The sequence below is a fragment of the SAR202 cluster bacterium genome (assembly GCA_016872355.1).
Lineage (GTDB): Bacteria > Chloroflexota > Dehalococcoidia > Lucifugimonadales > VGZY01 > VGZY01.
In genome coordinates this window covers 1-24061 of sequence record VGZY01000008.1, presented here as the reverse complement: position 1 = coordinate 24061, position 24061 = coordinate 1, and the positions used below count along the sequence as shown (strand labels likewise).

General features: G+C 61.8%; 21 protein-coding genes and 1 other annotated feature. Of the genes, 9 read left to right on the top strand and 12 right to left on the bottom strand.

Annotation, left to right across the window (positions count from 1 at the left end):
- Positions 1 to 316 precede the first annotated feature (316 nt).
- Complete coding sequence (locus FJ319_03375; protein MBM3933333.1) at positions 317 to 2260, top strand: hypothetical protein; 1944 nt, start codon at positions 317 to 319, stop codon at positions 2258 to 2260.
- A gap of 136 nt (positions 2261 to 2396) precedes the next feature.
- Here the strand turns inward: FJ319_03375 and FJ319_03370 are convergent, their stop codons facing one another.
- The 4 genes from FJ319_03370 to FJ319_03355 all read right to left on the bottom strand — a co-directional run bounded on the left by FJ319_03370 (position 2397) and on the right by FJ319_03355 (position 5629).
- Positions 2397 to 3563 carry a Fic family protein gene (locus FJ319_03370; protein ID MBM3933332.1) on the bottom strand — a complete coding sequence of 389 codons (1167 nt, stop codon included), beginning with the start codon at positions 3561 to 3563 and terminating at the stop codon, positions 2397 to 2399.
- Between the two features lie 247 nt (positions 3564 to 3810).
- On the bottom strand, positions 3811 to 4086 hold the full coding sequence (locus tag FJ319_03365) for a hypothetical protein (protein ID MBM3933331.1): 276 nt from the start codon (positions 4084 to 4086) through the stop codon (positions 3811 to 3813).
- Between the two features lie 47 nt (positions 4087 to 4133).
- Positions 4134 to 4517: a DUF1801 domain-containing protein gene (locus FJ319_03360; GenBank protein ID MBM3933330.1), complete on the bottom strand. Its 384-nt coding sequence runs from the start codon at positions 4515 to 4517 to the stop codon at positions 4134 to 4136.
- Between the two features lie 11 nt (positions 4518 to 4528).
- Entirely contained in the window at positions 4529 to 5629 is a 1101-nt protein-coding gene (locus FJ319_03355) for an Ldh family oxidoreductase (GenBank protein ID MBM3933329.1), read from the bottom strand.
- A gap of 170 nt (positions 5630 to 5799) precedes the next feature.
- Here FJ319_03355 and FJ319_03350 point away from each other — a divergent pair, with 170 nt between their 5' ends.
- The gene (locus FJ319_03350) at positions 5800 to 6510 is read left to right on the top strand and encodes a hypothetical protein (GenBank protein ID MBM3933328.1); all 711 of its coding nucleotides are present in this window, start codon (positions 5800 to 5802) and stop codon (positions 6508 to 6510) included.
- Positions 6511 to 6606: 96 nt separating this feature from the next.
- Here the strand turns inward: FJ319_03350 and FJ319_03345 are convergent, their stop codons facing one another.
- From FJ319_03345 to FJ319_03325, 5 genes are all read right to left on the bottom strand, one after another.
- Positions 6607 to 8184, bottom strand: coding sequence for a DUF3179 domain-containing protein (locus FJ319_03345; protein ID MBM3933327.1), 1578 nt, complete (start codon positions 8182 to 8184; stop codon positions 6607 to 6609).
- Between the two features lie 279 nt (positions 8185 to 8463).
- The gene (locus FJ319_03340) at positions 8464 to 9606 is read right to left on the bottom strand and encodes an aminotransferase class V-fold PLP-dependent enzyme (GenBank protein ID MBM3933326.1); all 1143 of its coding nucleotides are present in this window, start codon (positions 9604 to 9606) and stop codon (positions 8464 to 8466) included.
- Positions 9607 to 9681: 75 nt separating this feature from the next.
- Complete coding sequence (gene otsB, locus FJ319_03335; protein ID MBM3933325.1) at positions 9682 to 11796, bottom strand: trehalose-phosphatase; 2115 nt, start codon at positions 11794 to 11796, stop codon at positions 9682 to 9684.
- Between the two features lie 8 nt (positions 11797 to 11804).
- Complete coding sequence (gene trxB, locus FJ319_03330) at positions 11805 to 12788, bottom strand: thioredoxin-disulfide reductase (protein ID MBM3933324.1); 984 nt, start codon at positions 12786 to 12788, stop codon at positions 11805 to 11807.
- A gap of 152 nt (positions 12789 to 12940) precedes the next feature.
- Positions 12941 to 13447 carry a hypothetical protein gene (locus FJ319_03325; protein MBM3933323.1) on the bottom strand — a complete coding sequence of 169 codons (507 nt, stop codon included), beginning with the start codon at positions 13445 to 13447 and terminating at the stop codon, positions 12941 to 12943.
- 10 nt (positions 13448 to 13457) lie between these two features.
- Between FJ319_03325 and FJ319_03320 the strand changes: the two genes are divergently transcribed.
- The 3 genes from FJ319_03320 (at position 13458) to FJ319_03310 (ending at position 17793) form a co-directional block, all read left to right on the top strand.
- Positions 13458 to 15395 (top strand): hypothetical protein, encoded by a 1938-nt coding sequence (locus FJ319_03320; protein MBM3933322.1) that lies wholly within the window; start codon positions 13458 to 13460, stop codon positions 15393 to 15395.
- 126 nt (positions 15396 to 15521) lie between these two features.
- Positions 15522 to 17231: a CRTAC1 family protein gene (locus FJ319_03315; GenBank protein MBM3933321.1), complete on the top strand. Its 1710-nt coding sequence runs from the start codon at positions 15522 to 15524 to the stop codon at positions 17229 to 17231.
- A 16-nt stretch (positions 17232 to 17247) separates the two neighbouring features.
- A complete protein-coding gene (locus tag FJ319_03310; GenBank protein ID MBM3933320.1) occupies positions 17248 to 17793 on the top strand; it encodes a hypothetical protein in 546 nt (181 codons plus the stop codon).
- Positions 17794 to 17864: 71 nt separating this feature from the next.
- On the opposite strand, the gene FJ319_03305 is transcribed toward FJ319_03310, so the two are convergent.
- Complete coding sequence (locus FJ319_03305; protein ID MBM3933319.1) at positions 17865 to 18275, bottom strand: type II toxin-antitoxin system VapC family toxin; 411 nt, start codon at positions 18273 to 18275, stop codon at positions 17865 to 17867.
- Entirely contained in the window at positions 18272 to 18538 is a 267-nt protein-coding gene (locus tag FJ319_03300) for an AbrB/MazE/SpoVT family DNA-binding domain-containing protein (GenBank protein MBM3933318.1), read from the bottom strand. The genes FJ319_03305 and FJ319_03300 overlap by 4 nt, the downstream gene beginning before the upstream one ends.
- Positions 18539 to 18739: 201 nt before the next feature.
- Here FJ319_03300 and FJ319_03295 point away from each other — a divergent pair, with 201 nt between their 5' ends.
- Positions 18740 to 19267, top strand: coding sequence for a hypothetical protein (locus tag FJ319_03295; GenBank protein MBM3933317.1), 528 nt, complete (start codon positions 18740 to 18742; stop codon positions 19265 to 19267).
- A gap of 549 nt (positions 19268 to 19816) precedes the next feature.
- On the opposite strand, the gene FJ319_03290 is transcribed toward FJ319_03295, so the two are convergent.
- Entirely contained in the window at positions 19817 to 20302 is a 486-nt protein-coding gene (locus tag FJ319_03290; GenBank protein MBM3933316.1) for a hypothetical protein, read from the bottom strand.
- 145 nt (positions 20303 to 20447) lie between these two features.
- On the opposite strand from FJ319_03290, the gene FJ319_03285 reads away from it, so the two are divergent.
- The 3 genes from FJ319_03285 (at position 20448) to FJ319_03275 (ending at position 23450) form a co-directional block, all read left to right on the top strand.
- Positions 20448 to 21863 (top strand): DUF1800 domain-containing protein, encoded by a 1416-nt coding sequence (locus FJ319_03285; GenBank protein ID MBM3933315.1) that lies wholly within the window; start codon positions 20448 to 20450, stop codon positions 21861 to 21863.
- Positions 21864 to 21923: 60 nt separating this feature from the next.
- Positions 21924 to 22256: a four helix bundle protein gene (locus FJ319_03280; protein ID MBM3933314.1), complete on the top strand. Its 333-nt coding sequence runs from the start codon at positions 21924 to 21926 to the stop codon at positions 22254 to 22256.
- A gap of 58 nt (positions 22257 to 22314) precedes the next feature.
- Positions 22315 to 22364, bottom strand: a sequence feature (possible 23S ribosomal RNA but 16S or 23S rRNA prediction is too short).
- Positions 22365 to 22379: 15 nt separating this feature from the next.
- Positions 22380 to 23450, top strand: coding sequence for a hypothetical protein (locus tag FJ319_03275; protein MBM3933313.1), 1071 nt, complete (start codon positions 22380 to 22382; stop codon positions 23448 to 23450).
- Positions 23451 to 24061: the final 611 nt, after the last annotated feature.

Here is a 24061-nt window from a genome sequence, read left to right as displayed (position 1 = left end):
GCGTGTGCGGATTTGGGGCACCCACCCCAAACCCGGTCACCCTCTCTGTCGCCCAAAGCGGCGGCATCTCCCCCGTCAAGGGGGAGAAAGGAAGAAGAGGATTCTGACCAATTTCTAAGAAAATGTCTAACTAACCACCCAAAACCGCTTGCGCCTCTCCGGAACCCTTCTTTAACCTATCCGTACGCCATCAACCAACGCAAACGCTTTGCCGAATCAAGGATAGGAGGACGCTTTGAAGCTTACGAGGGCTCGGGTTACAGATTATAAGAGCATCGACGATTCCGGATGGGTCAATATTGAAAATGTTACCTGCATGTTGGGCAAGAACGAGTCCGGCAAGACCGCTTTCCTGAGTGCTCTCAAGAAGCTCAACCCGGTCTCCGGCGTGTCCGAGGGCTTCGACCTAAAGGACTACCCGCGCAAGGGTTACGTTCGCTACAAGAGGGTCCACAACGAGAACCCCTCCGTTGTCATCCGCGTTGAGTTTGAGCTGACCGAGGGCGAGGTCAAGGAGATCGAGGCGGACATGGGTCCCGGCGTCCTGAAGACCAACATCGTCGTCGTGGAGAAGGACTACCAGAACCGGCGCCGCTGGGTTATGGACATCAACGAGCAGGCCGCCGTCCAGAACGCCTGCGATCGCGCCAACCTGCCCGTCGAGATCCGCGAGCGAACGCGAAAGGCCACCACCTTCGCCCAGCTCGTCTCCATCCTGGAGGCGCTGGACATCAAGCCCTCCGTCGTGGAGAACCTGCTGATCGACATCGCCACCCGGTACAAGACGCCCATGCGCGACCAGGTCGCGACGTACCTTGAGAAGCACCTGCCCGTATTCGTCTACTTCGATGATTACAGCACGCTGCGCGGCCGCATCTCGATTCCGGACATCCGCCGCCGCGCCGAGGCCGGCAACCAGCTGGACGACGCCGACCGCACATTCCTCTCGCTCATCTCGCTCGTTGGCGCTGACCTCGAGGACCTGGAGGCCGAGACGAACTACGAGCACCTGAAGGCCGAGCTGGAGTCCGCCTCCATCAATATCTCGGACGATGTCTTCAAGTACTGGCAGCAGAACCGCGAGCTCCGCGTGGAGTTCGACCTTTCCCAGGCCAACCCGAACGATCTGCCCCCGCTCAACGAGGGGACGATCATGCACATCCGCATCTGGAACAACAAGCACCGCGTCTCGGTGCCCTTCGACGAGCGCTCCAAGGGCTTCGTCTGGTTCTTCTCCTTCCTGGCCTACTTCTCCGGCCTGGAAGCCAGCGGCGAGAAGCACAACATGATCCTGCTCTTCGATGAGCCGGGCCTGAACCTGCACGCCATGGCTCAGTACGACTTCCTGCGCTTCATCAACGAGCGCCTGTCTCCCAAGTACCAGGTGGTGTACAGCACGCACTCCCCGTTCATGATCGAGTTGGACAAGCTGGCCGCCGTCCGCACGGTGCAAGACATGGGCGACCGCGGCACGATCATCACGGACGACCCCGGCTCGCACGACAAGGAGACGGTGTTCCCGCTGCAGGTCGCGCTCGGCTTCGGCCTGGCACAGTCGCTCTTCATGGCCCCGAACTGCCTGCTGGTCAACAGCCCGTCGGATATGCTGTACCTGCAGGTCCTCAGCGAGATCACCTCGTCCAGGGGCCGCGCCCGCCTGGACCCGCGCTGGGTAGTCATACCCGTAGGCGGGGCAGATAACCTGCCGATGTACCTGTCGCTCCTGGGCGACAACTACATGAACGTGGCCGTCCTGATGGACGTCACCGCCAAGAGCAAGCGGCGCATCGATACCTCGAACTCCGGCGCCATCCGCAACGGCATCAAGGTTGTCGAGATCACAAAGGTGCGCGAGGCGGACATGGAGGACGTGTTCGAGCCCAGCTTCTACCTGAAGCTGGTGAACGAGTCCTACGGCAAGGACCTCCGCCACGAGCTGACGATGAAGACGATCAACGACGCCAGCCCCAGGATCGTTCAGAGGCTGACGAACTACTTCCGCAACGAGGCCATCGCCGGAGGCAAGTTCGAGACGTACCGGCCCGCCTCCCTGCTGCTGCAGAAGCACGTGGAGATGAGGAAGGATATCGACGATTCGACTGTCGAGCGCGCCTCGTCCCTGTTCGAGCGGATCAATGCGGTGCTCCCGAACAGCGCGCCCGCCGCGGCCCCCGCCGCCGCCGCGCCCGCCAGTTCAGCCGCCCACCACACGTGGTACACCAACGGTGAGAGGGCTCGCACGCCTGCCGGCCAGCAGTAGGCGTTCTGGAGTCAGCAGTCAGCAGTAGGCAGTCAGCAGTCGGCTAACAGCCGAGGGATGAAGACAAGAGAATAGCCGCCACCCAGCCAGCGGCCCCGACATCTGTCGGGGCCGCTGGTGTTTTGAAGTGTGCGGGCTAGCTCTGCCCGTCTTCGAACAGCGCAATATAGTCGTGGTATCTGAAACGACGATGGCGCACGCGGCCGGTCATTTCGCTGAGGACGCCTATTTCAATTAACTTCCCCACAAGCAGATTCGCCGCAGGGAAGCTGGTCCTTGTCAGCTCCCGGATTTCAGCAACCGAAATGATCGGCCGCTCGAACAGCAGGTCGAGGGTGCGGTGGCCGTTGCCGGCTACACGGCCAAGACGGTCAGCAATCAGACTGCGGTGTGCTTCTCGAAGCAGCAATATTTTCCTTGCAGTCTCCGTCGCCTGGGCGCTTACCGCAGCAACGCCCCTGAGGAAGAACTCCAGCCAGCCTTCCCAGTCTCCAGAGTCCCTTACCGCCTGCAGTCGGTCATAGTATTCCGCCCGGTGTAGCTTGAAATGGTGGGACAGGTAAAGAACGGGCTTGAGCAACACGTTACGCTCGGAAAGCAGCAGGGTGATAAGCAATCGACCCACACGCCCGTTGCCATCCAGGAAAGGATGAATTGTTTCAAATTGGGCGTGCGCCAGGCCGATCTTGACAAGCAGCGGCGATGAATCGTCACCGTGGAGGAATCGCTCCAGGTCTCCAAGCGCCTGTGGCACCTCGTTCGCTGGAGGCGGCACGAAGGTCGCCGCCGACAAAGGAGCTCCGGCCGGCCCAATCCAGTTCTGAGTGCGGCGCAACTCCCCGGGGGCAAGGTGCGAACCTCGTACGCCCGCCAGGAGCTTTTCGTGGATCTCTCTGATGAGCCGCACGGAAACCGGCAACGATGACAGCCGCTCCAGTCCGTAGTTTATGGCGTTAACGTAGTTAACCACCTCTCCAACGTCTTGTGGGCGGTCGGCGGCATAGATCTGCGCTTCGGCGGCAAGCACGTCCTGTAGTGAGCTTTGAGTCCCTTCAATCTGACTGGAAAGCACCGCTTCCTTGCGAACGTACATGAAGACAAAGAGGTCCGGGTTGGGAAGGGTCTGAACCGAGCCATCCAGTCGGCCCAATGCTATGTCTGCCTCGGATAGCAGCCTGGGCATTCGGTTTCCAAGTTCTACAGGGGGCTCCGGAGGCAAAAGCGCCGGTATGAAGGCGCGATAGCCCTGGGGCTGCATGATGTATTGCCCTGCCCGCCCTGACACAGGGGCACGTGTGGCCATTTGACAAGACTTCCCCGTAGTAATTAAAGGCAGCCTTTAACATGGTGCGATATTCACGCCATATTAAAGGTTACCTTTAATATAACACTATTTCGCTCGTATGTTAAATGTTGCCTTTAACATAGTTCGAACGCAGGTGCGTTACTTGCCTGGGAACCGGCTACTTCGGGGCGTCCCAGGGGCTCATGAGCTGGAGGTTGTTGCCGTCGGGGTCCGCGAAAGTGGCGATCCACATTCCCTGGATCTCTTACGGCTCCTTGACCACCGCGGCGCCCTTGATGGCTTTAATCCGCGCGAACTCCTCTTTCACCTTCGGCGTCTCGAAGTTCATCATCACGCGCACAGGGTCCTTCGACTTGCCCTTGGCTTCGGAGTGGACGCCGACCGAGATATGCGTGCTCCCCGCCTGCCAGCCGTACCACCCCTCTTCCTGGTATTCGGGCTTGCCCAGCAGAGCCTTGTAGAACTCCGCCATCGCGGGGAGCTGCGTGGTGCCGATCATTACCGAATTCATATTGAGCATGTGTCTTACATTCTCCCTGGTTTTCGTAACTGGCTGTAGAGCAACCGCTATTTGTCCATCAGCGCTATCAGGTCTCTGACCGCCGCCGCAAGCGCCTCGCGCTTCGATTCAATGTCAGCCATGCCGGCGAAGTAAGCCATGCGCCGGTCCTTGTAGTCGCCCTCAAACAGCGGGCTGCTAACGCTGGCGATCGCGTCGTTGTGGAAGATCAGGTGGACGCGCTTCGTATCGCGCAGGTTGAATGTGGCGATGTATCCCACGTCACTGTAGCTGAATGACGGCGCGCTCCATTTGATCTGCTCGGTGACGCCGCCGCTCACGCCCCTGATGATCTCGCGGACCGCCTGCACCTCCGCCTTCAGCGGGTGGTCCAGCTTCGCCATGAAGACGTCCACTTCGGGGGTCTTCCGTGCGTGCTTGCTCGGAGGCAATGTGCCCGCCCCTACGCCTTGACCTTCGAGCGCTCAAGCTCCGTGATGCGGTACTTTTTGCCCTGGTCCTCGAACCACTTGACCACGTCCTTGTGGAGGGGGATGCCGTACTTGCGGCGCTTCTGCTCCTCCTCGTGCTCTATGATGCCGGGGTAAATGACGCGGTCGTGGCCCGGGGCGGGCTTCGTCTCCAGCAGCGTGCGGAGCATGCGGTCCATCTTTTCCTTGAACTCCGCCACATCCACGAACGCCGCGATATTGTACGCTGCAAAGTAGTGCTCGTTGGTACGGATGCCGGTCACCATGGGCGGGAATGTGCCGGACAACACCGTGCCGAAGATGTTCGGGAAGAGGCCGAAGCCGTAGCCTTTGTGCGAGCCCATCTCGCGCGTGCTGCCCAGGGGAAGCAGCAGCGGCTCGTCGTGCGGCGGTGGGTCGTGCGGCTCCATTATGGGCGTGCCGTCGTCGTCCGCTATCCACCCGCCCAGCACCTGTACCTTCAGTCGCTGTGCCAAACGGATCTTGTTATGCGCGACGCTGCACGTGGCGGCATCGAAAAGGAAGGGTATCTCCTTGCCGGCCGGCGCCGCGACGGCGATGGGATTGGTGCCCAGCCGTACCTCCGCGCCGAATGTAGGCAGGACGCGCATCCCGCCTGCCGTCATGCACATGCCGATCATATCGTGCTCGACGGCCATCATCGCGTGTGTGCCGATTGCGCCGGAGTGGCCGGCGTTGCGCATGATGACCACGCCCACGCCGGTCTTCTTCGCCTTCTCGATAGCCAGGCTCATCGCTTTGGGACCCAGTATTATTGCGAGGCCCTTGTCGGCGTCCATCATCGCGGTGGCAAGCGCCTCCTTGACGATCTTCTCCTTGTGGTCCGAGCGGATGGAGCCGTCGGCGTAGTACTTGAGGTAGTAAGGCATCATGTTGGACACGCCGTGGCTCTCCACGCCGCGCAGGTCGGCAGTCACCAGCGTGTTTGCGGCGGTCTTCGCGTTCTCCTGCGTCTCGCCCATCGCCTCAAAGAACGCGGCCGTGGAGCGGCGGAGGGACTCGTGGGTTATGAGCACCTGATCGGATGGCGGCACCTTGAAAAGATCGAGCATCGTGACCTCTGAGATTATCCGCCCCGATAGGATCCGGGGCTCCTCTATAGTTTGGTTGGTCAGGGGCTCCGAATTCCATCGGAGCAGATTACGGAGAATAGGGCCAATTTCGACACGGATTGTACCACGCGCCGCCCGCGACGCGCGCCGGATGAGCTAGAATGCGGCGCATGACGAACGAAAAGCCATATATCCCTGAAGAAGTCGCGTTTTGCATCGAAGAGGCTTCGCCTTCGCAGTTGCCGTTCAAATGGATTGTCGCGGTCGAAGGAGAGTTCCGCAGTCTAGAGCCACGGAAGCTGTTTGGCATCATTCCCATGGGGATGGCTGAAGGCGCCTGGACGCCGTTACTTGAAGACATGATGGACGAAGTCTTGCGGCAAAACGGGCGCGGCGTCGCGTTACTCCGGTGGTATTCATCCGTCCCGGAGCGCGATATCAGACGTTGCAGTCGTCTGTTCAACTCCGCCGGAACGTCCTACAGAGCAATTGCCCAAGAGTCTTCATACGTCACACTCATTTTTGAGCTTACGGCTCAAAACGGCTGCGAAATCTTCTACGATGTCTATGACTTCGCCAAGAAGATGGGATACATGGTGTACGATGCTTACGTGTTCCTGTCCAAAGATCTCGAGCTGGATTCGACTAGCGCTGCTCTTGGAACAAAGTACGACGAAAGCCGGCTTTGGTCCGATATCGGCAAGAAAAGTGAAGTGGTAGTCCAGGGCGGCGCGAGTTTCGACGTGCTTACCCGGACCAAGCGTGACGCCCGAACCATGGCAAAAACCTTTGCCGCGGTCTGGGCCAATCACGGGGTGAAGACAGAAATCGAAGATGCGTCCGGCACCGGTTATATGAACGAGCCGCAAACACAAGGATGATTCCTTGCAGGGACACGGCTCATGTGCCTAATACCCAATCCTGACTTCTTCCCCAATTCACTATTCACTATTCCCAATTCACTATTCTCCTCCCCCCTACCCTCCCTCGTCGAAGGTGTACACCCTCGTGTCGGGATGGATGGTGTGCCAGGCGAACCAGTAGGAGGTGACGCCGGGAAGGCGGTCAACGTTCTTGCCGGGGTCGTCCACGCGAACCATCGCGTCTTCGCCTATGGTCCAGCGCGCTCCGGACGTGCGGTCGATGAGCTCCGTGGGGAAGCCGCCGCTGAACGCGACGCTGCCCGTGATGGTGAAGTAGCGGCCGCGCCGCTCGTAGACCTTTACGGAGTCGGTGTTGGCCGACGCGACGACGATGTAGTCGGTCTGCCCTATTCGGTCGTTCACAATGCGCTTGCGGCGCATTACAGACAGCGGGTAGGCCTTGTAAGCCACGCCCAACTGGTCCTCCTCCCTGACGACGAAGACCATCTCCTTGAGCGGCAGGGCCGCGCTCCTGTTCCACACGGGAAAGAGCAGGGACTCCGACTCAACATAGCCGTAATAGATGGAGTCGGTGCGCGGGCCGGGCGGGTAGGCCTCCGGCGGCGCGAGGCCGGTATCGATGTCCAGCACAGTTGTGTCCGGGTGTTCGCCCATCCACTCGGCCCAGGTGGTCATGACGCTTGGGTACCGGCGAAGTACCTCTCTCTCCACTGCCAACGGGCCTATGACTGCCTCCCCTGTTAGCTGGCTCCAGACCGTGCGGGTGGCGTGGTCGTACAGCAGGCTGGAGCTACGGTAGACAAGCGCTGCGCTCCCGAACTCGAGGTCTGACCGATTCAAATTCGCGGAGAAAACGTTGCCGGAGCCACAGAGGGGACAGTACGCCACGGCGATGCGCTCGTCGGCAAGCTCGTCGTTCGCCGCCTCGTGCGCCGCCATGATCCGAAGCGGGTATGCGCGGTGCTCACCATCGATCGATACGCCGATCACGCGGTCCGTGGGGAGCATGAACCTGGCCGCAGACGCCGGGACTGACCGCGGGGAATCGAGCGGCGCAACGTCTCCGAGGCGCGCGCCGGACCAGAGGAGCTCCGTGAGGTCTATCCGGGCCGTCTCCTCCATTCCGACCAGCAGGTCGCCCAGCGCCGGGTCTAAGCGCCAGTATAGCTCCGCCTTCCACGCGCCGTAGCCCTTCGGGGGGAGGTAATCGACCAGGTTCAGACCCAGCCACTCCTCCCACTCCAGCCATCCGGCCGGCGCAGCCCCGGCCTCCAGTCCGGTCAGGACGAGCAGTGCGGCGGTGATATCCTCGCGGAATTGCTGAGAAGGGACGAGGCGCAAGAGCTCCACGAGGACGGGCGCCTGCGACGTGTCCCTGTTGCGAGTGGCCGACGCCAGCGCCTGCCGCAGGCGGTCGTGGGGACTGGGACCGACGGACGAAGGGCCGGGCATACCGGCATCCATGAGAGCGTACATCGTCTGGCCGGGGTCGTGCCCGGGCTCTATTACGAACGGGGTGGGAGACGGCGCGGCGGTAGCTGTCGGCGCGGGCGTGGCGGTGGCCGGCACGGGTGTGGCGGGCGCGTCCTTACCGCACGCTGTCAGCAGCGTCAGGGCGAGGGCGAAGAGAATGGCCGGTTTGAGCAAGGCAATGACCTGGATGAATTTCAAAGGGCGCGATGGCGATGGCTAGGTAATCTGTAGGCTGGACCCACCCTCATCCGGCCTTCGGCCACCTTCTCCCTCAAGGGAGAAGAGGGATCCCCTCCTCTCCCTTTGAGGGAGAGGCCTTTGCGGCTTTGCGCAAAGGGTGAGGGTGGGACTCCGCAACCCGTCAGCTCACCACCGCAGCTTCCCTCCAATGCTATCAGCCCCTGCGCCGGCATGGCAAAAAGACAGGGCGTCCCGATGCATCGGGACGCCCGTCGCTTGGTACCGAATCCGCGTGGCCTACCTCTTCACCGGCTTCAGCATCTCCTCGCGCAGGCGGCGGATGACGATCTCAAGCTCCTGGTCATCCAGGTTGATCGGCTCCACGGCCAGCTCGTCGGGGTCGCCAAGGCGGTGCAGGTAGATATGGGGATCGCCGTTATCGAGATTGCTCATGATCGTATCGCGGCTTGGGCCCTTCCAGTCGTGAGTGAACTCGATGAGCGCCGTCGGCACATGGTAGCTGTGGCCGTCGTGCTCCACTGACACCTTGATGCCCGGAATCTCGATGAGAGCGTCCACCACCCGCCGGCACATCTCGGTGTACCGATTCGTCTCGGCGGCTTCGTCCTCGTTGACGAAGATCTCGAGCGCCGTCAGCAGCCCCATGATCTCCTCTTTCGCGACCTTCAGGCCGCGACCGAGGAACTGGTGAGGAGAGCCGTTTGCAAAGGCGGCCTCGATGAGATCGGACCTGCCGACGAGTATGCCGGTGCCCTGGGGCCCGCGGATGCCCTTGCCGCCGCTGAACTGCACCAGGTCCGCGCCCTGGGCGATGAACTTGCGCAGGTTGGCGCGAGGCGGGAGCGTGGAGGCGGCGTCCACGATGACGGGCACGCCGCGCTTGTGGGCGATCTCGCACACCTGCTCGAGCGGCAGCGCGCGCTGGGAGACGAACGCGGCGAAGAGGTACGCCACGGCTGCGGTGCGCTCGGTGAAGGCGGCTTCGAGCTGCCAGGGGTAGCAGCGGCGGCCGTCGCCGATCTCCACGAACTTCGCGCCGGCGGCGCGGTAGAGCTGGTCGTAGGCGAACCGGTGGCTCTTGTGGATGATGATCTCGTTCTTGAGCCCGCTAGCGTCCGGGAGCTGCACCATCTTCTTGGGGTCCGCGCCGGCGATAACCGCCGCCGCCTGCAGCACCAGGCCGCCACCGGAGCCGCTGGTCACCAGGCCGGCCTCCGCGCCGGTATACTTCGCCAGCACCTTGCCGGCCGCCTTGTTAAGCTCGTCAATGTTCACCATGATATTGGAGGTCTTCGCCATGACCTCCATGACTTCCGGGCGGGCCTTGGTGCCGCCATAGAGTGTCGTCGTACCGGCCGCCGAGATGACCGGCTTGACGCCGATCTTGCGGTAAAGCTCCAGCCCGTCGATTTTCGCCATTTGCTACCTCAGTCGATGACGTTGACGGCGAGCGCCCCCCGGCAGGTGTGTTGAACGCCGAAGGAGATTATACCATCACGCGGAGCGCTCAAGCTCCGCCGCCAGCCATGTCAGGAAGAGCTCGACCTCTTCGGCGTCGGCAAGCTGGAAATCGGCGTTGTCGAAGAGCTGCTTTTGCGCCCTGGTGCCACGCACGGCAATGGCGAGGCCGGCCAGTCCGGTCTCGTCACGGAGCTTCCTTAGGATCTTGAAGCCGTCCACGTCCGTAAAGTCGTCGCCGATTACCAGGGCGGAGCGGGCGCCCTGGCGGGAGATGGTCTCCTTGAGCGCCCTGCCCTTGTCGGCTTCATTCTGAGCCTTCACTTCGACGGCCATGTTGCCTTCCTGGATAAGGAAGCCCTTCGCCTGAGGCTCGTTGGCAAGGTACGCCAGGATGGCCTGCCTGGAGATCTCAGGGTCGTGCGCCTTGCGATAGTGGATGGCCACAGAGTAGTTCTTGTCTTCGACGGAAATGCTCGGGTCCGACGCCAGCGCGGACTTCGCCTCCCGCGACAGGGTGTTCATACGCCGGGAGAGGGCGCGTGCGTCCGGGGGAATGGTGATATTCCCCTTCTCCCACACCTCAAAGCCATGGTTGCCGGCGTAAACGACTGAGTTCAGGCCGATCAGCGCGCGCGCCGAGGCGATGTCGCGGCCGGTGAGGATCTCCACGGTGATGTGCTGGGAGATAACCCCCAGGGCCTCCCGCACTGCGGGAGTGATCTTCACGGAAGCCGGTGTGAGCGCATTCCGGGCGAGGGTGCCGTCTATATCGGTGAAGAGGCAAGACGGGCGGATGCGAAGTACCTCTCGCACTGCGTCGCGATGCAGCAGGACGTTTTCGACGGCCCGTTGCGCTGCCCGTGCCGCCGCTTCCTCCGCACGAGACTGAGTGATAGAGGGGTCCTGCGCGGTGATCGGCGCCTGCGTGCCGTCGTGCCCGGCGCGGCCAATCGTGGGTGGTCGGTACTCGGCATTAGCACGCGGATGCGCTCCGTCGCCCCAGTGGACGAGCAGGTGCGGCACGGGTATCTCTATCCCCTCCAGGTCGAACTCGCGCTTGAGCCTGCGGCGGAGATCCCCGGTCACCTCCCACTGCCGGATGGGCTTCGTGACGCCGACCACCTTGATGGCAACGCCGGAGTCGTCGAAGCTGTTCACCCGCAGGACCTGCGGCGACTCGATGATCATCTGGCTGAAGTAGTCGTCCTTACCCACCTCGGAGCCCACGCGGTTGATCACGCGGATGCCCTTGTCCAGGTCTTCCTGATACGAAACGCGTATGTCCAGGTTCACGCGGGAGAAGTTGCGAGTATAGTTGCTGGCGGTCGTTATCTCGCCGTTGGGGATGATGTGAACGATGCCGTCCAGGTCGCGGAGAACGGTGCGGCGGAGGTTGACCGACTCCACAAGACCGGTCTTGCCGCCCACCGCGGCGACGTCGCCGACTCCGTACTGGTTCTCGCCGATAATAAACGCGCCGGATATGAGGTCCTTGACCAGATGCTGGGCGCCGAAGCCGAGGGCGATGCCCGCGATACCCACCGTGGCTAAAATAGGGGCGATATTGATGCCGAGCTCCGCCAGCGCGGTGATGAACACGATAGTGGCGATGAGCACCGTCATGAGGTTCTGGGCCACCTCGGTGAGGGCGGCGGCGCGCTTGGTGGCTTCCTCAAGCTCGATGCCGGACTTGCCGCGCTGGAGCTGTTTCCGCATCAGAGGCGGTATGACGCCGTGGAACGCGCGATTCAGAACATATGCGACCGCGACGAGAATGGCTATCCGCAGAGCGCGCGGGCCCAGCCAGCGAAGTGCGCCGGACCAGGCGTCGCGGATGCCGGCGGTTACGGCGTCGACATCCACGCCGGTTGCTTCGAGCGCCCATAGAACGGAAGACGCCGCGATAGCGACTATGAGGAGGGCGATGGCCGTCTCAAACCACCGAGCGATCGTTGAGTCATCCGCATCCACGGCGTTGAAGACGGGCCTCCGGACAAGCTTGCCGGTTGCCTTGAGGTAAACGCGCCGCAAGAGGAGGCGGTTCAGCACCAGCAGCAGCACCATGAGCAGGAGAATCCCGCCTACGATGAGCTGCTGGTCCCTGTCCAGTCCAAAAGATACGGAATTGCCGACATCGATATCCGGCATGGGCGGTGCTAGGCCTTCTTTTGTGTGACCGCAGCGCGGTCTGCGTGCGCCTCTTCCTCGTGCTCGCTCAGGAACCGCTCGGCGTCGATTGCGGCCATGCAGCCGGTGCCGGCGGCGGTGATCGCCTGCCGGTAGACCCAGTCCTGCACGTCGCCGGCCGCGAAGACTCCCTCAACATTCGTCTTCGTGCCGTTGCGGGTGATGATGTAGCCGCTCTCGTTAATATCGAGCTGGCCGGCGAAGAGCTCCGTGTTGGGCTTGTGGCCGATGGCCATGAAGACGCCGTCCGCGGGGCGGTCCTCCACCTTGCCCGTGACTATGTTGCGCAGGCGTATGCCGGTTACGACGCCCTGTTCCACACCGAGGATGTCATCCACAACGGTGTTCCATACGAAATCGATCTTTGGGTTCTTGAATGCGCGCTCCTGCATGATCTTGGATGCCCGCAGCTCTTCGCGGCGGTGCACCACGTGCACCTTGCTGGCGAACTTGGTCAGGAAGGTAGCCTCTTCCATCGCCGTGTCGCCGCCACCCACGACATAGACCTCCCGCTCGCGGAAGAAGAAGCCGTCGCACGTAGCGCAGGCTGAGACGCCGTTGCCCATAAGTCGCTTCTCGGAAGGGAGCCCCAGGAGCCTGGCCGTTGCGCCTGTGGCAACGATCAGAGCGCACGCGTAGTAGGTCGTCTCCTCCTCCACAACCACCTTGAACGGGCGCCTGGAGAGGTCGACGGAGGTAACGTTGCCCATGACGTAGCGCGTGCCGAAGCGCTCCGCCTGTTCCTTGAAGATGACCATGAGCTCAGGCCCCTGGATGCCGTGTACGAAGCCGGGGAAGTTCTCCACTTCGGTGGTGATCGTGAGCTGCCCACCCGGAGTGAGCCCCTCGATGACGAGCGGCTTCAGGTTGGCCCGTGCAGTGTAGAGCGCGGCCGTGTGGCCGGCCGGTCCGCTGCCGATGATGATCACGTTTTCGATGTTGCTGGTTGTCATTTAGGGTCCCTTCGAATGGCCAGGTTGGCGCGGCCACTGATTAAGATACCAGACGCCGCACGATACGGCGAGTGCGGCCCTTCCATACCTTTAGATGCGCGACGGGCGCAACGGAATTGCTACCTGTCCGAAACGACCCCTCGTTACAATTTCTACGCGCGCCCTGCACCCTGAAACAATTGCGCGCACTTTTTCGCCATACTTGTGCCACATTCACCGAGAGATGGGTCCTTGAAACGCCGGACGATCAAAAGAATTGCTGTGCCGTTGGCCGCCGCGCTGGCGCTCGCGGCGTCATGGGCGTGCGGCGACGACGCGACGCCGACGCCGATTGCGTTTGCGTCGACCCCGTATGCCACCACCGCTACACCGTCGCCCGCTGCCGACACGCCGTCGCCCACACAGGCGGCGGCCCCCGCGACGGCCGCGCCGACCGGCACGGCAACGGCGTCCCCTACCCGTACGTCTTCGCTCGAGCCTTCGCCGTCTCCTTCCCCGACGCCCTTCCCAACGGCAATCCCCTCCCCGGCTACCGCAACGCCGTCGCCCACTCCGTCGCCGACCCCGAGCCCAACAACATCGCCGTCACCCACCTTCACAGCGGTCCCTTCGTCCACGCCGACTCGGACACCGACTACTACGCCATCACCGACAGCCACGCCTTCGCCTATGCACGCGCCGGTCGCCGGCGACCTGATCTGGCGGTTTCGGACGGGCAACTGGGTGGACGCGTCGCCCACGTTTGCGTTCGGCGTGGTGTTTATTGCATCACAGGATGGTTACCTGTACGCGATAGACACCATCTCCGGCGACCTTCTGTGGCGGTACCTGGCGACCGGGCCGCTGTTCGGGACGCCCGTGGTGGTGGGATCGGCGATCTACACCACATCGCTGGACGGGCATGTGTACGCGTTGAACTCGGGGACCGGCCAGGAGATATGGCGGTTCAACACCGGTGACAGAGTGTGGGCTTCGCCGGTCGTGGAAAGCGGGATTGTGTACGTAGGGTCGGACAATAACTACTTATATGCGATCGACGCCGCAACCGGCGCGAAGGTCTGGGAATACGCCACCGCAGGCGACTTGCCCGGCGCGGTGGCCGTGTACGGAGACACAGTGTACCTAGGCTCGTACGACGAGCACCTGTACGCCCTCGACAAAAACACAGGTACTCTGAAATTCAAGACCGAAATCGTAAGTGCGACGATTACCACACCGGCGGTGTACGGCGGGCTGGTGATTACCGGTGATTGGGATGGGTACGTCTACGCTTTCAGTGCCACAACTGGAGAATTTCGTTGGGGATACCGGACGGACGGCCCTGTTCTCTCGTCGCCGACTACGTACGGGGACCTCGTAGTAATCGGGTCGGATGATGGTTATGTCTATGCCTTCGACGTCTCGACCGGGCGGCTGGTGTGGCGGGCGAAGGCGGGAGGGCCGGTGAGGACGAAACCTCTGCTGGCGGGAGGGCTGCTCTACTTCGGCTCGCAGGACGGGCATCTCTACGCCGTGGACCGGGCGAACGGCGAGACGGCCTGGACCTACAGGACCGGCGGCGAGGTGAGGTCTGCGCCGGCCTATGGGCGGGACACGGTCTATTTGGGCTCGCGGGACCGGCACGTGTACGCGCTGAAGGCGGGAATGCCGGCGACGTTCGAATCGTCGGGCGCCCCGGCAGCGCCGTCCGCGCGGCCTCCGTTCACACCGCTTGGCCCGGAAGAGGTCCGAAAGCGGCTGGACTTCATCCTCTCCACGAACATCAGCACGATCGGGGACTCCACGGTCGTCTTCCGCGAGGAGATCGAAGCAATTAAAGAAGACTTCCGGGACGGCGTCCTTGAGGTCTACGAGACCGGCTACTACCTGCTCACCGGCCGGACGCCGCAGCAGGACGGGTGGATACCGACGATACTGTCGCGCCAGGAGTACTACGACACCGTGGACGCGCGGTCGAACGGGGAGATCGAGCTCAAGCAGGCGATGGCGTATTGCTGCTACCGGTCCGTCGAGGGGCTGGAGCTAGTAGTGAACGGCGACGCGACGCAGGCGAGCGTGCTGGCCAGCCTGGCGCACGAGTCGGGCCACGCCCGCCAGCGCATCCGCAACCCTGTGCAAGACAAGTCGCTGCGCGAGACGGCGGCGGGCGCGATAAGGGAGGCTGAGGCGTACGCCTTCGAGGCGGCGCTGATTCGCAGGCTGGGAGAGTACTCCGGCGTGAACGCGACGCTTATCCCCACGGACTCCACGGCGAGCCAGGTGTTCGACACCTGGCGGGCGATATGGCGGAGCAGCCTGGAGGACCCTTCGCAGGAGCACGCGCGCGGGATCATCATCCTGTGGCTGGCGGTCCTGAACGACCCGCTGCTGGCGGACGCGAAGGCGGAACTTATCGCGCGGGACACGCTCTCCCCGGAGACAATCCTCACCGTGCACGACCGGCTCATCCGGCTCGCCCCCAACGAAGCGGAGGGCTACCTTGCATCAATCTCGGCGTCCGTGAACGACGACTTCAACCTCATCGGCGGCATCCTGGAGCGACGGAAGGGCGACGTTCCGCTGTCCGGGTTCGTGGTGCAGGCGGTGGACGTCTTCGCGACGCCGTAGCGTGCTGAGGAACTCGACCTGCCACTTCCCTGTGATGCCGAGACCACCTGAAATCACATGACTCTGTGATGCGGGACGTTGCGCAGTGCATCAGAATCGAGCGCATCATGCACTAGAGGGGCACTCATGCGCCATTCCGCGTTCGCTCTGCTCCTTACAATAGTTGCAGTTATCGCCTGTAGCGGCCCGGCGCAGCCCGGGGCCGATGTACTGCCGGCCACTCCTTTGCCTACCGAAGCGGCGGCACCCTCCCCCGCCCCTGAGCCACCTTTCAAGCCCCTGTTCAAAGACGAGTTTTTTGAGGATGCCTCGGATGCCCTGGACTTCCACCGCCTCGGCATCAGCTCCGGCGGGGACATGTTTGCCGGGGCGGCGTGGCTTGACTATGACAACGACGGCTGGCTGGACCTGTACCTGACCAACACGAAGGGCGCGGACAATGCGCTATTCAGGAACAACGGTGACGGCACGTTCACGGATGTGGCAAGGCAGACTGGGGTGGCCAACGGCGACGGCAGCGGGAGCGCAACCGCGGCGGACATCAACAACGACGGCTGCGCCGACCTGTTTGTGAATGGTACGGGCGGCGTGCAGCAGACAGCGATGTCGGGTCCGAAGCTATACGTCAACAACTGCGACGGCACGTTCAATGAGGTGATTGCAGCCTCGGGCATCCAGGGCATTGAGGCGCCGATGGGCGCCGCATTCGGCGACATTAATAACGACGGCCTTCTGGACCTCTATGTTGTGACCCGACTGAACGTAAGGTCCAGCTCCCGCGCCACGACCGCAGGCGCAACGTTGGACCACCTGTATCTGAACAGGGGCGATCGCACCTTCCGTAACATCTCTCGGGACGCAGGACTCACGCACACCTCTGCCGGTTGCTCAGTCGCATTCGTGGACTACAACGATGACCAGCTTCAAGACCTCCTCGTAGGGAGTTGTTCATTCGGTGCGGCCATCTTCGAGCTATACCGGAACAACGGTGACATGACGTTCACCGACGTTGCTACTGAGGCCGGGATCAATGTTGTCGTGCCTCCATCCACGAGTCCGGAGCTTTCCATGCGTACGAACATGGGATTCGCTGACTACAATGGCGATGGCTACGAGGACCTCTTCTCGACGGGCTGGGGAAGGCCCCCGGTTGGACCTTACGGGGACATGTTCAAGAACAGTCTCTTCCGAAAGGCCTCATCGGGGAGTTTTGTAGAAATATCGCAGGCTGCGGGTATCAGGGACACGCAATACTCAGCCAGAAGCTGGGGAGCCGCGTTCCAGGACTTAAACAACGACGGCCACGCTGACATTTTCCTCGTCTCCGGCTTGGCAATCGAGGACGTGCAGGTGCAAACTGGTTCCGGTTACCTGATCAAGGGAAATGGGGACGGCAGGTTCGAAGTCGCCGCCACGTACGATTTCTCCGGTCCCGGCGTGAATGGCCTAGCGGCGGCGGACTATGATAACGACGGATATGTGGACATTGTTGTCGGGTCGTCCGAGGCTTACCTGAAGGGCGGGCGACCGGTGTTGATGCACAACACCGGCTCGGGCAAGAGCTGGGTTACGGTCAAGGCGGTAGGCATGTCAAGCAACAAGAGCGGCGTGGGCGCGGCCGTAACCGTGCGCGGCGGCGGGAAGGCATGGGCGGGGACGGTACGGGCGGGCGGCGCCTTCCATTCCTCGCACAGCCCGTGGCTGACCTTCGGACTGGGGGATATCGAGACGGTAGATATTGAGGTGCGGTGGCCGTCGGGGTTGGCGGAGGTGTTCGAGGGGCTGGCGGCGCGGCGGACCGTGGAGCTGGTGGAGGGAACGGGCAAGGCGCAATGAACCGGCGACGGTTCGTGTGTCATTTGAAGAAAGCGGGGACGCGATGATCTACAAGACCAGACCCTTGCCGGTTACATTGAAGTTCGAGGACCGGCCTTACAGACGCGGGCAGACCATCGACGTTACAGAAGGATTCCGGCCTGACCGGAAGGTTGGGATACCCGGCGTCAAAGTGGAGCTTGTCCTGGAGGAGCGGCTGACGAAGACCGAGAAGTCGATGACTGTCGGGTGGGGCGGCGCCCGCGGGCTGCATGGGAGCGGGCATCTCGGTTACTTCGCGTACCGTCCGGATCCGATATTGCCTTCAGTCAAGACCGAACAGTATGTGCACAGCGCCGCCAGGCGCGCTGAGAAGGCCCTACTAGAGGCCGGGGAGACACGGTCCTATCGTTTCGACCTGAGGATTGCCGCGTCCGATCCGAGGCACCTGCGGGAGTCGAAGGCGGCGGGAGCGGAGGGCCATGCAACCTGGACATTTCACTGGAAGGTACGAACCACGGTAGATGTACGGATGGCGCGAGACGCGGTGGCGGAGCGGCCGGTCGTCGTGGTGCTGGAATAGAGCCGGGGTACCGAAGAGCCCAACTAAAGCCGTCGGTCGCAGAATCGTCAAACCCCAACGATCCGTCGGACCTAAGGGGATACCCTCGTTACCCCTTCAAGTCGGTCAAAGTCTGAGTCCCAGCTATACACTTCGGTCATGCCTCGGGACTTCATGTAGACGGCATTGAAGGCGTCAGCGAACGACACGTTGTTTGATTCGAAAACGTCGAGGGCATCAAGGCAAACGGCCTTGCCGACCAGATTGAAGTTCTTCATTTGAAGAATAGGGGCCAGCAGTCTCTTCACTTCGGACCTTGTGACTCCATATGACTTCGTGAGCGTGAATATGGTTTCGCAGACGACTACGACGGAAGTCTCCACTCTCTCGTCGCCCCGCTCCACCCTCATCAGAAGCGCGAGAGCTTTTTCCGCCTTGGTTTTGTCATCACCAGAGAAATACCTGAGCAGTATGTTAGTATCCAGGAACCTGGCGGTTGTCACGACTCCACATCCTCGCGAATTACATCCTCGGCAATAGCCCTCTCAGTTTCCTCGCGAATCTTCCGCCAATCTTCAGGGCGCTTGTGAGGTTTGACAGCGCCGAATCCCTCGAGTAACCGGGACTTTGCCGCCGCGAGAGTTACAATGTCGCCCTCCATTGTGAATCTGACGGTATCCCTGGGCTTCAGGCCCAGACGGCTTCTGATTTCGGCAGGGATAGTAACCTGGCCTTTTTGAGTAATCCTTGTCTTCATTTCCTTCATCGTGTGTTTCTCCCGTACCACCCATGATTTGGTAAGGACATCACTCATTGTAATACAATCTGATACTGTAATACATAGCGGATGTGGTTGGAGAGAGTGCTTTGAGCAGCGCCGGGCACGTAGTTGGTATAGAATCACAGAGTCGTGTGATGCGCGGGCGATGGGCTGTGACGTATAACGTTATTGCACGGAGACGCACCGATGTTTTTCAAATCGAAGAGTGTGCCTGTGACGCTGAAGTTCGATGACCGGGCGTACAGGCTCGGCGAGACGATTGAGGTAACCGTTGAGGTGCGGCCGGAGCGAAGCGTGGAGATCAGAGGCGGAGTGGTGGAACTGGTGCTGGAGGAGAAGTTCACCAAGGCGGAGACGGTGCGCACGATGGGGATGGGCGGAAGCGCCGCGCTGCAGGGCGGCGTAGTGACGCGCAGCAACGACTATGTAGCGGCGACGCCCACGACGACGAGCAAGATTGAGAAGCACGTCCGGAGCACGGGCAGCCTGATCGGCAAGGCGAAGCTGGGCTCGGGCGAGGTGCAGTCGTACGCGGTAAAGATGCCGATAGGCATCGCGGAGCCGAGGCGCCTGCAGGACGCGAAGGAGCTTGAGAAGGACTCGACAACGTCGTGGACGTTCACCTGGAAGCTGGTGGCGACGGTGGATGTGGCCCGGGGCCGGAACGGCGTGGCGGAGTCGGCAGTGAAGGTGGTGGTGGGGAGTGGGCAGTGAGCCGTTAGCAGTGAGCAGTGAGTTAGGAGTTGAGAGTTGAGAGTTGAGACATGGGAGTTATGATGCGGTGGATTAGGGGCTGGGGATGAGACACGGGTATCCTTACAGGCTTAAGCCGTGGCATACAAGAAGCACCGCGGCGGGGTGCGGGCGGGCGGTGCTTGGGATGGCGGCGGTGGTCTTGATAGTTATTGCGTTGATGTTGCTTAGCATGTTGTACGGAGCGAGGCCGTGAGCCTCGGTGGTGCGATGACCGCGGGAGGTCTGCCATGAAAGCTGTGATAAGCAGGGCGCGGGAGATATCGATCGGTTGGATGCGATTCGGGATAGCGCTGGCAATCGTGATTGCGCTGGTGTTCGCGATCATGTGGGTGGGCGAGCAGTTCGGCGTGGGCCCGCCGCCGATGTAGGCCTTAGCCAGCAGGCGCATTGGGGCGCTTTCCCGCCGTTTGAGTGCTCACGGCACATCTTGAAGGGCCGGTCCGCGGCGGCGCGGGTCACTTCGGGACGGCAGACGAGCCTGCAGACCGGGAGCGGACGGGCAGCGGACTACAACGCGATGAACCGGACGGCGTCGTCGCGGGTTACCTCGCAGCCATAGGCGTGCATGCGGACGGGGCGGTCCCAGGCGAGGGACATGGCGTCTCGGGCGTCCAGCGACTGCTGGTGCCTGACCTCCTCCACGGATGCCCAGGGCATCTTGCGGCGATAGTCGGCGCAGAGGGCCTCCTCCGGGCCGGTGGAGCTCGGGCCGTGGAAGATCAGATACAGGTCGGTTACAGCGTGCAGGTTTATCAGGTACTTGCACTCGCTCCTGAAGTGGTCGGAGCGAAGGAAGTCCGACCCGCTCCTGGAGAGCACCCCGCCGCCGCCCGGCGCGTAAAGCCTGTCGTAGTGGGCTATCCCCAGCCCCTGGTGCAGGAAGTCATCGAGGTTCTCCTGGAGTCGGCCGTCGGAACAGGCGACGACGAGCGTCCCGGGGCGGGCCCGCTTCCATAGTGTGCCTGTGACGTAGATAGACGGCTTCGATAGCAATATCCGGCTCCCAGAAAAAAGGTCTGAGTTAATGTAGCCGATTGGGCAACCTTGACACAAGTTCCGGCCGTGGCTAAACTCGAAATCCCACAGTGGGCCATTTGCAGTTTGCGCGCATCGAGAGTGCCACGTAAGGAGATGTGTCATGACCACGGTTAAGACAGACGAGATTGCGCTGATTGCGCACCTGATGCGACGGGCAGGCTTCGGCGCCTCTCGCGCGGAGCTGGAGAAGCTGGCGGAGCGTGGCTACGATGCGACGCTTGAGATGCTGCTCGACCCCGATTCCCAGCCGGACGACGACCTCAACCTCCTCTACAGGTACCACCCCTACACCGAGCGCCCCTTCGGCCTGACGAACGGCCAGCACCACTGGCTTTATCGCATGGTGACGACTAAGCGGCCTTTGGCCGAGAAGATGGCGCTGTTCTGGCACCAGGTATTCGCGACCGGCCATGCGAAAGTCGAGAGCGCGTACGAGCTGGTGACGCAGATCGACATCTTCCGCAAGGAGGGGATGGGCAACTACCGCGACCTCCTTGTGACGCTGGCTAGCAACCCCTCAATGATCTTCTGGCTGGACAACAACGAGAACCACAAGCGCCAGCCGAACGAGAACTGGGGACGGGAGCTGCTGGAGCTCTTTTCCATGGGCATTGGCAACTACACCGAGAAGGATGTTTTCGAGGCGTCCCGCGCGTTCACCGGCTGGACGATAAACACAAAGCTACACTGGCTGTTGTGGGGTCCCCACCTGTGGAATTTCGAGTACCGGCCGGAGGACCACGACGCCGGCGAGAAGACCTTCCTGGGCCACAAAGGCAGGTTCAACGGCGAGGATATCATCGACATCATCGTCCAGCAGCCGGGCTGCCATACCTTTATCGCACGGCACCTTTACAACTTCTTTGTGGCGGACGAGCCTCAGGTCCCGGCGTGGTCGATAGAGCCTCCCCGCGATCCCGCCGCAATCAAGTTCATCACAGACACGTTTGTGAAGTCGGACTACGAGATCAAGCCTGTGATGAAGGCTATCTTCACTTCCGACTTCTTCAAGAACGCTATGTACCAGAAGGTGAAGAACCCTGCCGAGCTGATGGTGGAGACGCTGAAGGTCTCCGGCGACATGAACGGGCCTGACCCGCGGTGGACCGACACGTCCAATGAGACAGGGTACATGGGACAGAGCCTGCTGGACCCCCCGAGTGTAGAGGGTTGGCACACGGGCAAGGAGTGGATCAACAGCGGCGCACTGGTGCAGCGCGTGAACTTCGCCACCCAGCGCTTCGGCAATCCCGATCTGCCGGGGATCAGCGAGATCATCCGGCGCATCGCGACATCGAACGGCGTTGCGATGACGGCGGATAAGTTCGTGGACCGCTGCATAGACCTGATGGGGCCGGTGAAGGCCACGCCGGACACTCGGCGGGAGCTCATCGCGCACATTGAAGCAGGCGGCCCGATCTCGTGGGCGACCCGCGAGCAGTACCAGCGCTCCGCCCAGCGCGCGAGCGAGGTAATGGCCCTCATTGCGGGCACCAGGGAGTACCAGTTCGGGTAAGCAGTAGTCGGTAGTCAGTAGTCGGTAGTCGGATTGAAACCGGGAATATGTGAGCGAGAAATGTCCTTCGCAAGCTATCGAGATTTACGAGTCTGGCAGGGCGGGATTGAGCTCGTTCAGTACATCTACGCACTGACGAAGACCTTCCCAAATTCAGAAACGTACGCGCTGGCCAGCCAAATGCAGCGTGCAGCAGTCTCAGTCCCCTCCAATATAGCGGAGGGTTACGCCAGAAGCGGCGCGAAGGAAAACGTCCGGTTTATCGCGATCTCTCAAGGCTCCCTCGCCGAGTTGGACACTCAGCTTGAAATTGCGCGACGACTTGGCTATCTGACCGCCGACGAACATCAGCGACTTCAATCAAAGCTAATCGCACTCAGCAAGCAACTCTAATCGTTGCGAGCGAGTCTTCTAACGCAAGTCAAAACTGAAAGAGTTATTCCCGACGATGGAATTCCATCATCTGCAAACTGACTACTGACTACCTACTACCAACTACCGTGAGCGGAGCGAACGATGATTACGACGGCTGCCGCGGGACGTGTATGGCACTTCCAGTATTCGCTGGGGCGGCCAACCAACGAGGTTAATGGGCGCACCGGTGGGTACCGGAACCCCGTGGACCTGGCGATCGCGCACCAGGACCCGGCTAAGGACAAAGAGATTATCTTTGTCCTTAGCCGGGGCGGCACGGGGGGCGATATTGCGGACTGCGGCCGCGTGGGGAAGACGACGCTGGGGGAGGACCACATCGGCGACTTCGCCCGCAAGGAGTTCGTTTGGCCGGTGGGCATCGCTGTCGGCAAAGACGGCACGGTCTGGGTATCGGACGAGGGGCTCAATTGCGTGATGTCGTTCAGCCCGGACGGGATCATCCCGTATCCGGACTCCAATCCCGGCAAAGAGCACGTTGCGATGTGGGGGGACCGCGGCGCCGCGCCCGGACTGATGGACGGTCCGGCGGGCATTGTGTTCGACAAGAACGACGACCTTTACGTTGTGGACAGTCGCAACCACCGCGTGCAGAAGTTTACCCGCGAAGGGAAGCACCTCCTCACGTTTGGAAGCCACGGCACGGGTCCCGGTCAACTGAGCTTGCCCTGGGGCATAACGATCGACAGGAAGGGCGACGTTTACGTTGCGGACTGGGGGAATAACCGCGTCCAGAAGTTCACGGCGGACGGCAAGCACCTGATGGCGTTCGGCACGATACCGGAGTCCGGCGGCGAGCTTGACCATCCGGCGGGCGTGGCGGTTGACGCGGACGGCGACGTGTACGTGACGGACTGGGGCAACAAGCGCGTGCAGATATACGAGCCGAACGGCGACATCATCGCCGCGCTCTATGGCGATGCGACGACGCTCTCAAAGGCCGGTGAGTACATCATCCGGAGGGACCCGGGGACGATCAAGGCGTACCGGCAGGTGAAGGACTACACCGGGATGGGGCGGTTCCAGCGCCCGACGGGCATTCGCGTGGACGACGCGTACCGCATCATTGTCACGGACAACTGCGGACGGTTGCAGGTCTACCAGAAGGACAAGGAGTACGTGCACCCGGGTGTGAAGCTGGAAATCGAGCAGTAAGCAGGGCGGGATTCCTCCTCTCCCCGAGGGAGAGGCCTGCGGGACCCTGTCCGTAGAGCCTGCCCTGAGGCTTTGCGAAGGGGTGAGGGCTACGGCTGTCCAGTCCGAACGTAGGGGCAGGTCCCCGTGCCTGCCCCGGGGTGTGGTGGGTGGTCCTGGATGTCGTAGGGGTCCACCGCGGCGGATGGTTGCCCCGGGGGCGGGGACCGGGCCTGATGGCGAGGTCTGTCGACCCAACAGCCGGGGCAGGCACGGGGACCTGCCCCTACGTTCGGAGGAGAGCGAAGGCAGAACAGCCATTAGCCCTCACCCTTTGCCCAGAGCGGCAAAGGCCTCTCCCTCGGGAGACCTTTGCGTTACCTCGGGAGGAGAGGATTTTGGACGAGCCTCTTCAAATTGATGTCGTGTTCGGGCGAATTTTTAGCCCCGGCATCCGCCGTCAGGCATGTTTCGAAGCCGGAGCGTAAGCGCCAGGCTGCCATTAGGCAGCCTGGCGCCACTTTTAGGTCGCGAATACCAGCCGTTCAGCCCGGCGCAGGTTGTAGGCCATGCACTTTAGCCACATCTCTGTCTGGTTTCTTTGCAGACCCATATACCTGACCTTCACGTAG

Coding starts and splice junctions, on each gene's coding strand:
- FJ319_03375 (MBM3933333.1), top strand. CDS start 317: ATGTTGGGCAAGAACGAGTCCGGCAAGACCGCTTTCCTGAGTGCTCTC.
- FJ319_03370 (MBM3933332.1), bottom strand. CDS start 3,563: ATGGCCACACGTGCCCCTGTGTCAGGGCGGGCAGGGCAATACATCATG.
- FJ319_03365 (MBM3933331.1), bottom strand. CDS start 4,086: ATGCTCAATATGAATTCGGTAATGATCGGCACCACGCAGCTCCCCGCG.
- FJ319_03355 (MBM3933329.1), bottom strand. CDS start 5,629: ATGCTCGATCTTTTCAAGGTGCCGCCATCCGATCAGGTGCTCATAACC.
- FJ319_03350 (MBM3933328.1), top strand. CDS start 5,800: ATGACGAACGAAAAGCCATATATCCCTGAAGAAGTCGCGTTTTGCATC.
- FJ319_03340 (MBM3933326.1), bottom strand. CDS start 9,606: ATGGCGAAAATCGACGGGCTGGAGCTTTACCGCAAGATCGGCGTCAAG.
- otsB (MBM3933325.1), bottom strand. CDS start 11,796: ATGCCGGATATCGATGTCGGCAATTCCGTATCTTTTGGACTGGACAGG.
- trxB (MBM3933324.1), bottom strand. CDS start 12,788: ATGACAACCAGCAACATCGAAAACGTGATCATCATCGGCAGCGGACCG.
- FJ319_03320 (MBM3933322.1), top strand. CDS start 13,458: ATGCACGCGCCGGTCGCCGGCGACCTGATCTGGCGGTTTCGGACGGGC.
- FJ319_03315 (MBM3933321.1), top strand. CDS start 15,522: ATGCGCCATTCCGCGTTCGCTCTGCTCCTTACAATAGTTGCAGTTATC.
- FJ319_03300 (MBM3933318.1), bottom strand. CDS start 18,538: ATGAAGGAAATGAAGACAAGGATTACTCAAAAAGGCCAGGTTACTATC.
- FJ319_03295 (MBM3933317.1), top strand. CDS start 18,740: ATGTTTTTCAAATCGAAGAGTGTGCCTGTGACGCTGAAGTTCGATGAC.
- FJ319_03285 (MBM3933315.1), top strand. CDS start 20,448: ATGACCACGGTTAAGACAGACGAGATTGCGCTGATTGCGCACCTGATG.
- FJ319_03280 (MBM3933314.1), top strand. CDS start 21,924: ATGTCCTTCGCAAGCTATCGAGATTTACGAGTCTGGCAGGGCGGGATT.
- FJ319_03275 (MBM3933313.1), top strand. CDS start 22,380: ATGATTACGACGGCTGCCGCGGGACGTGTATGGCACTTCCAGTATTCG.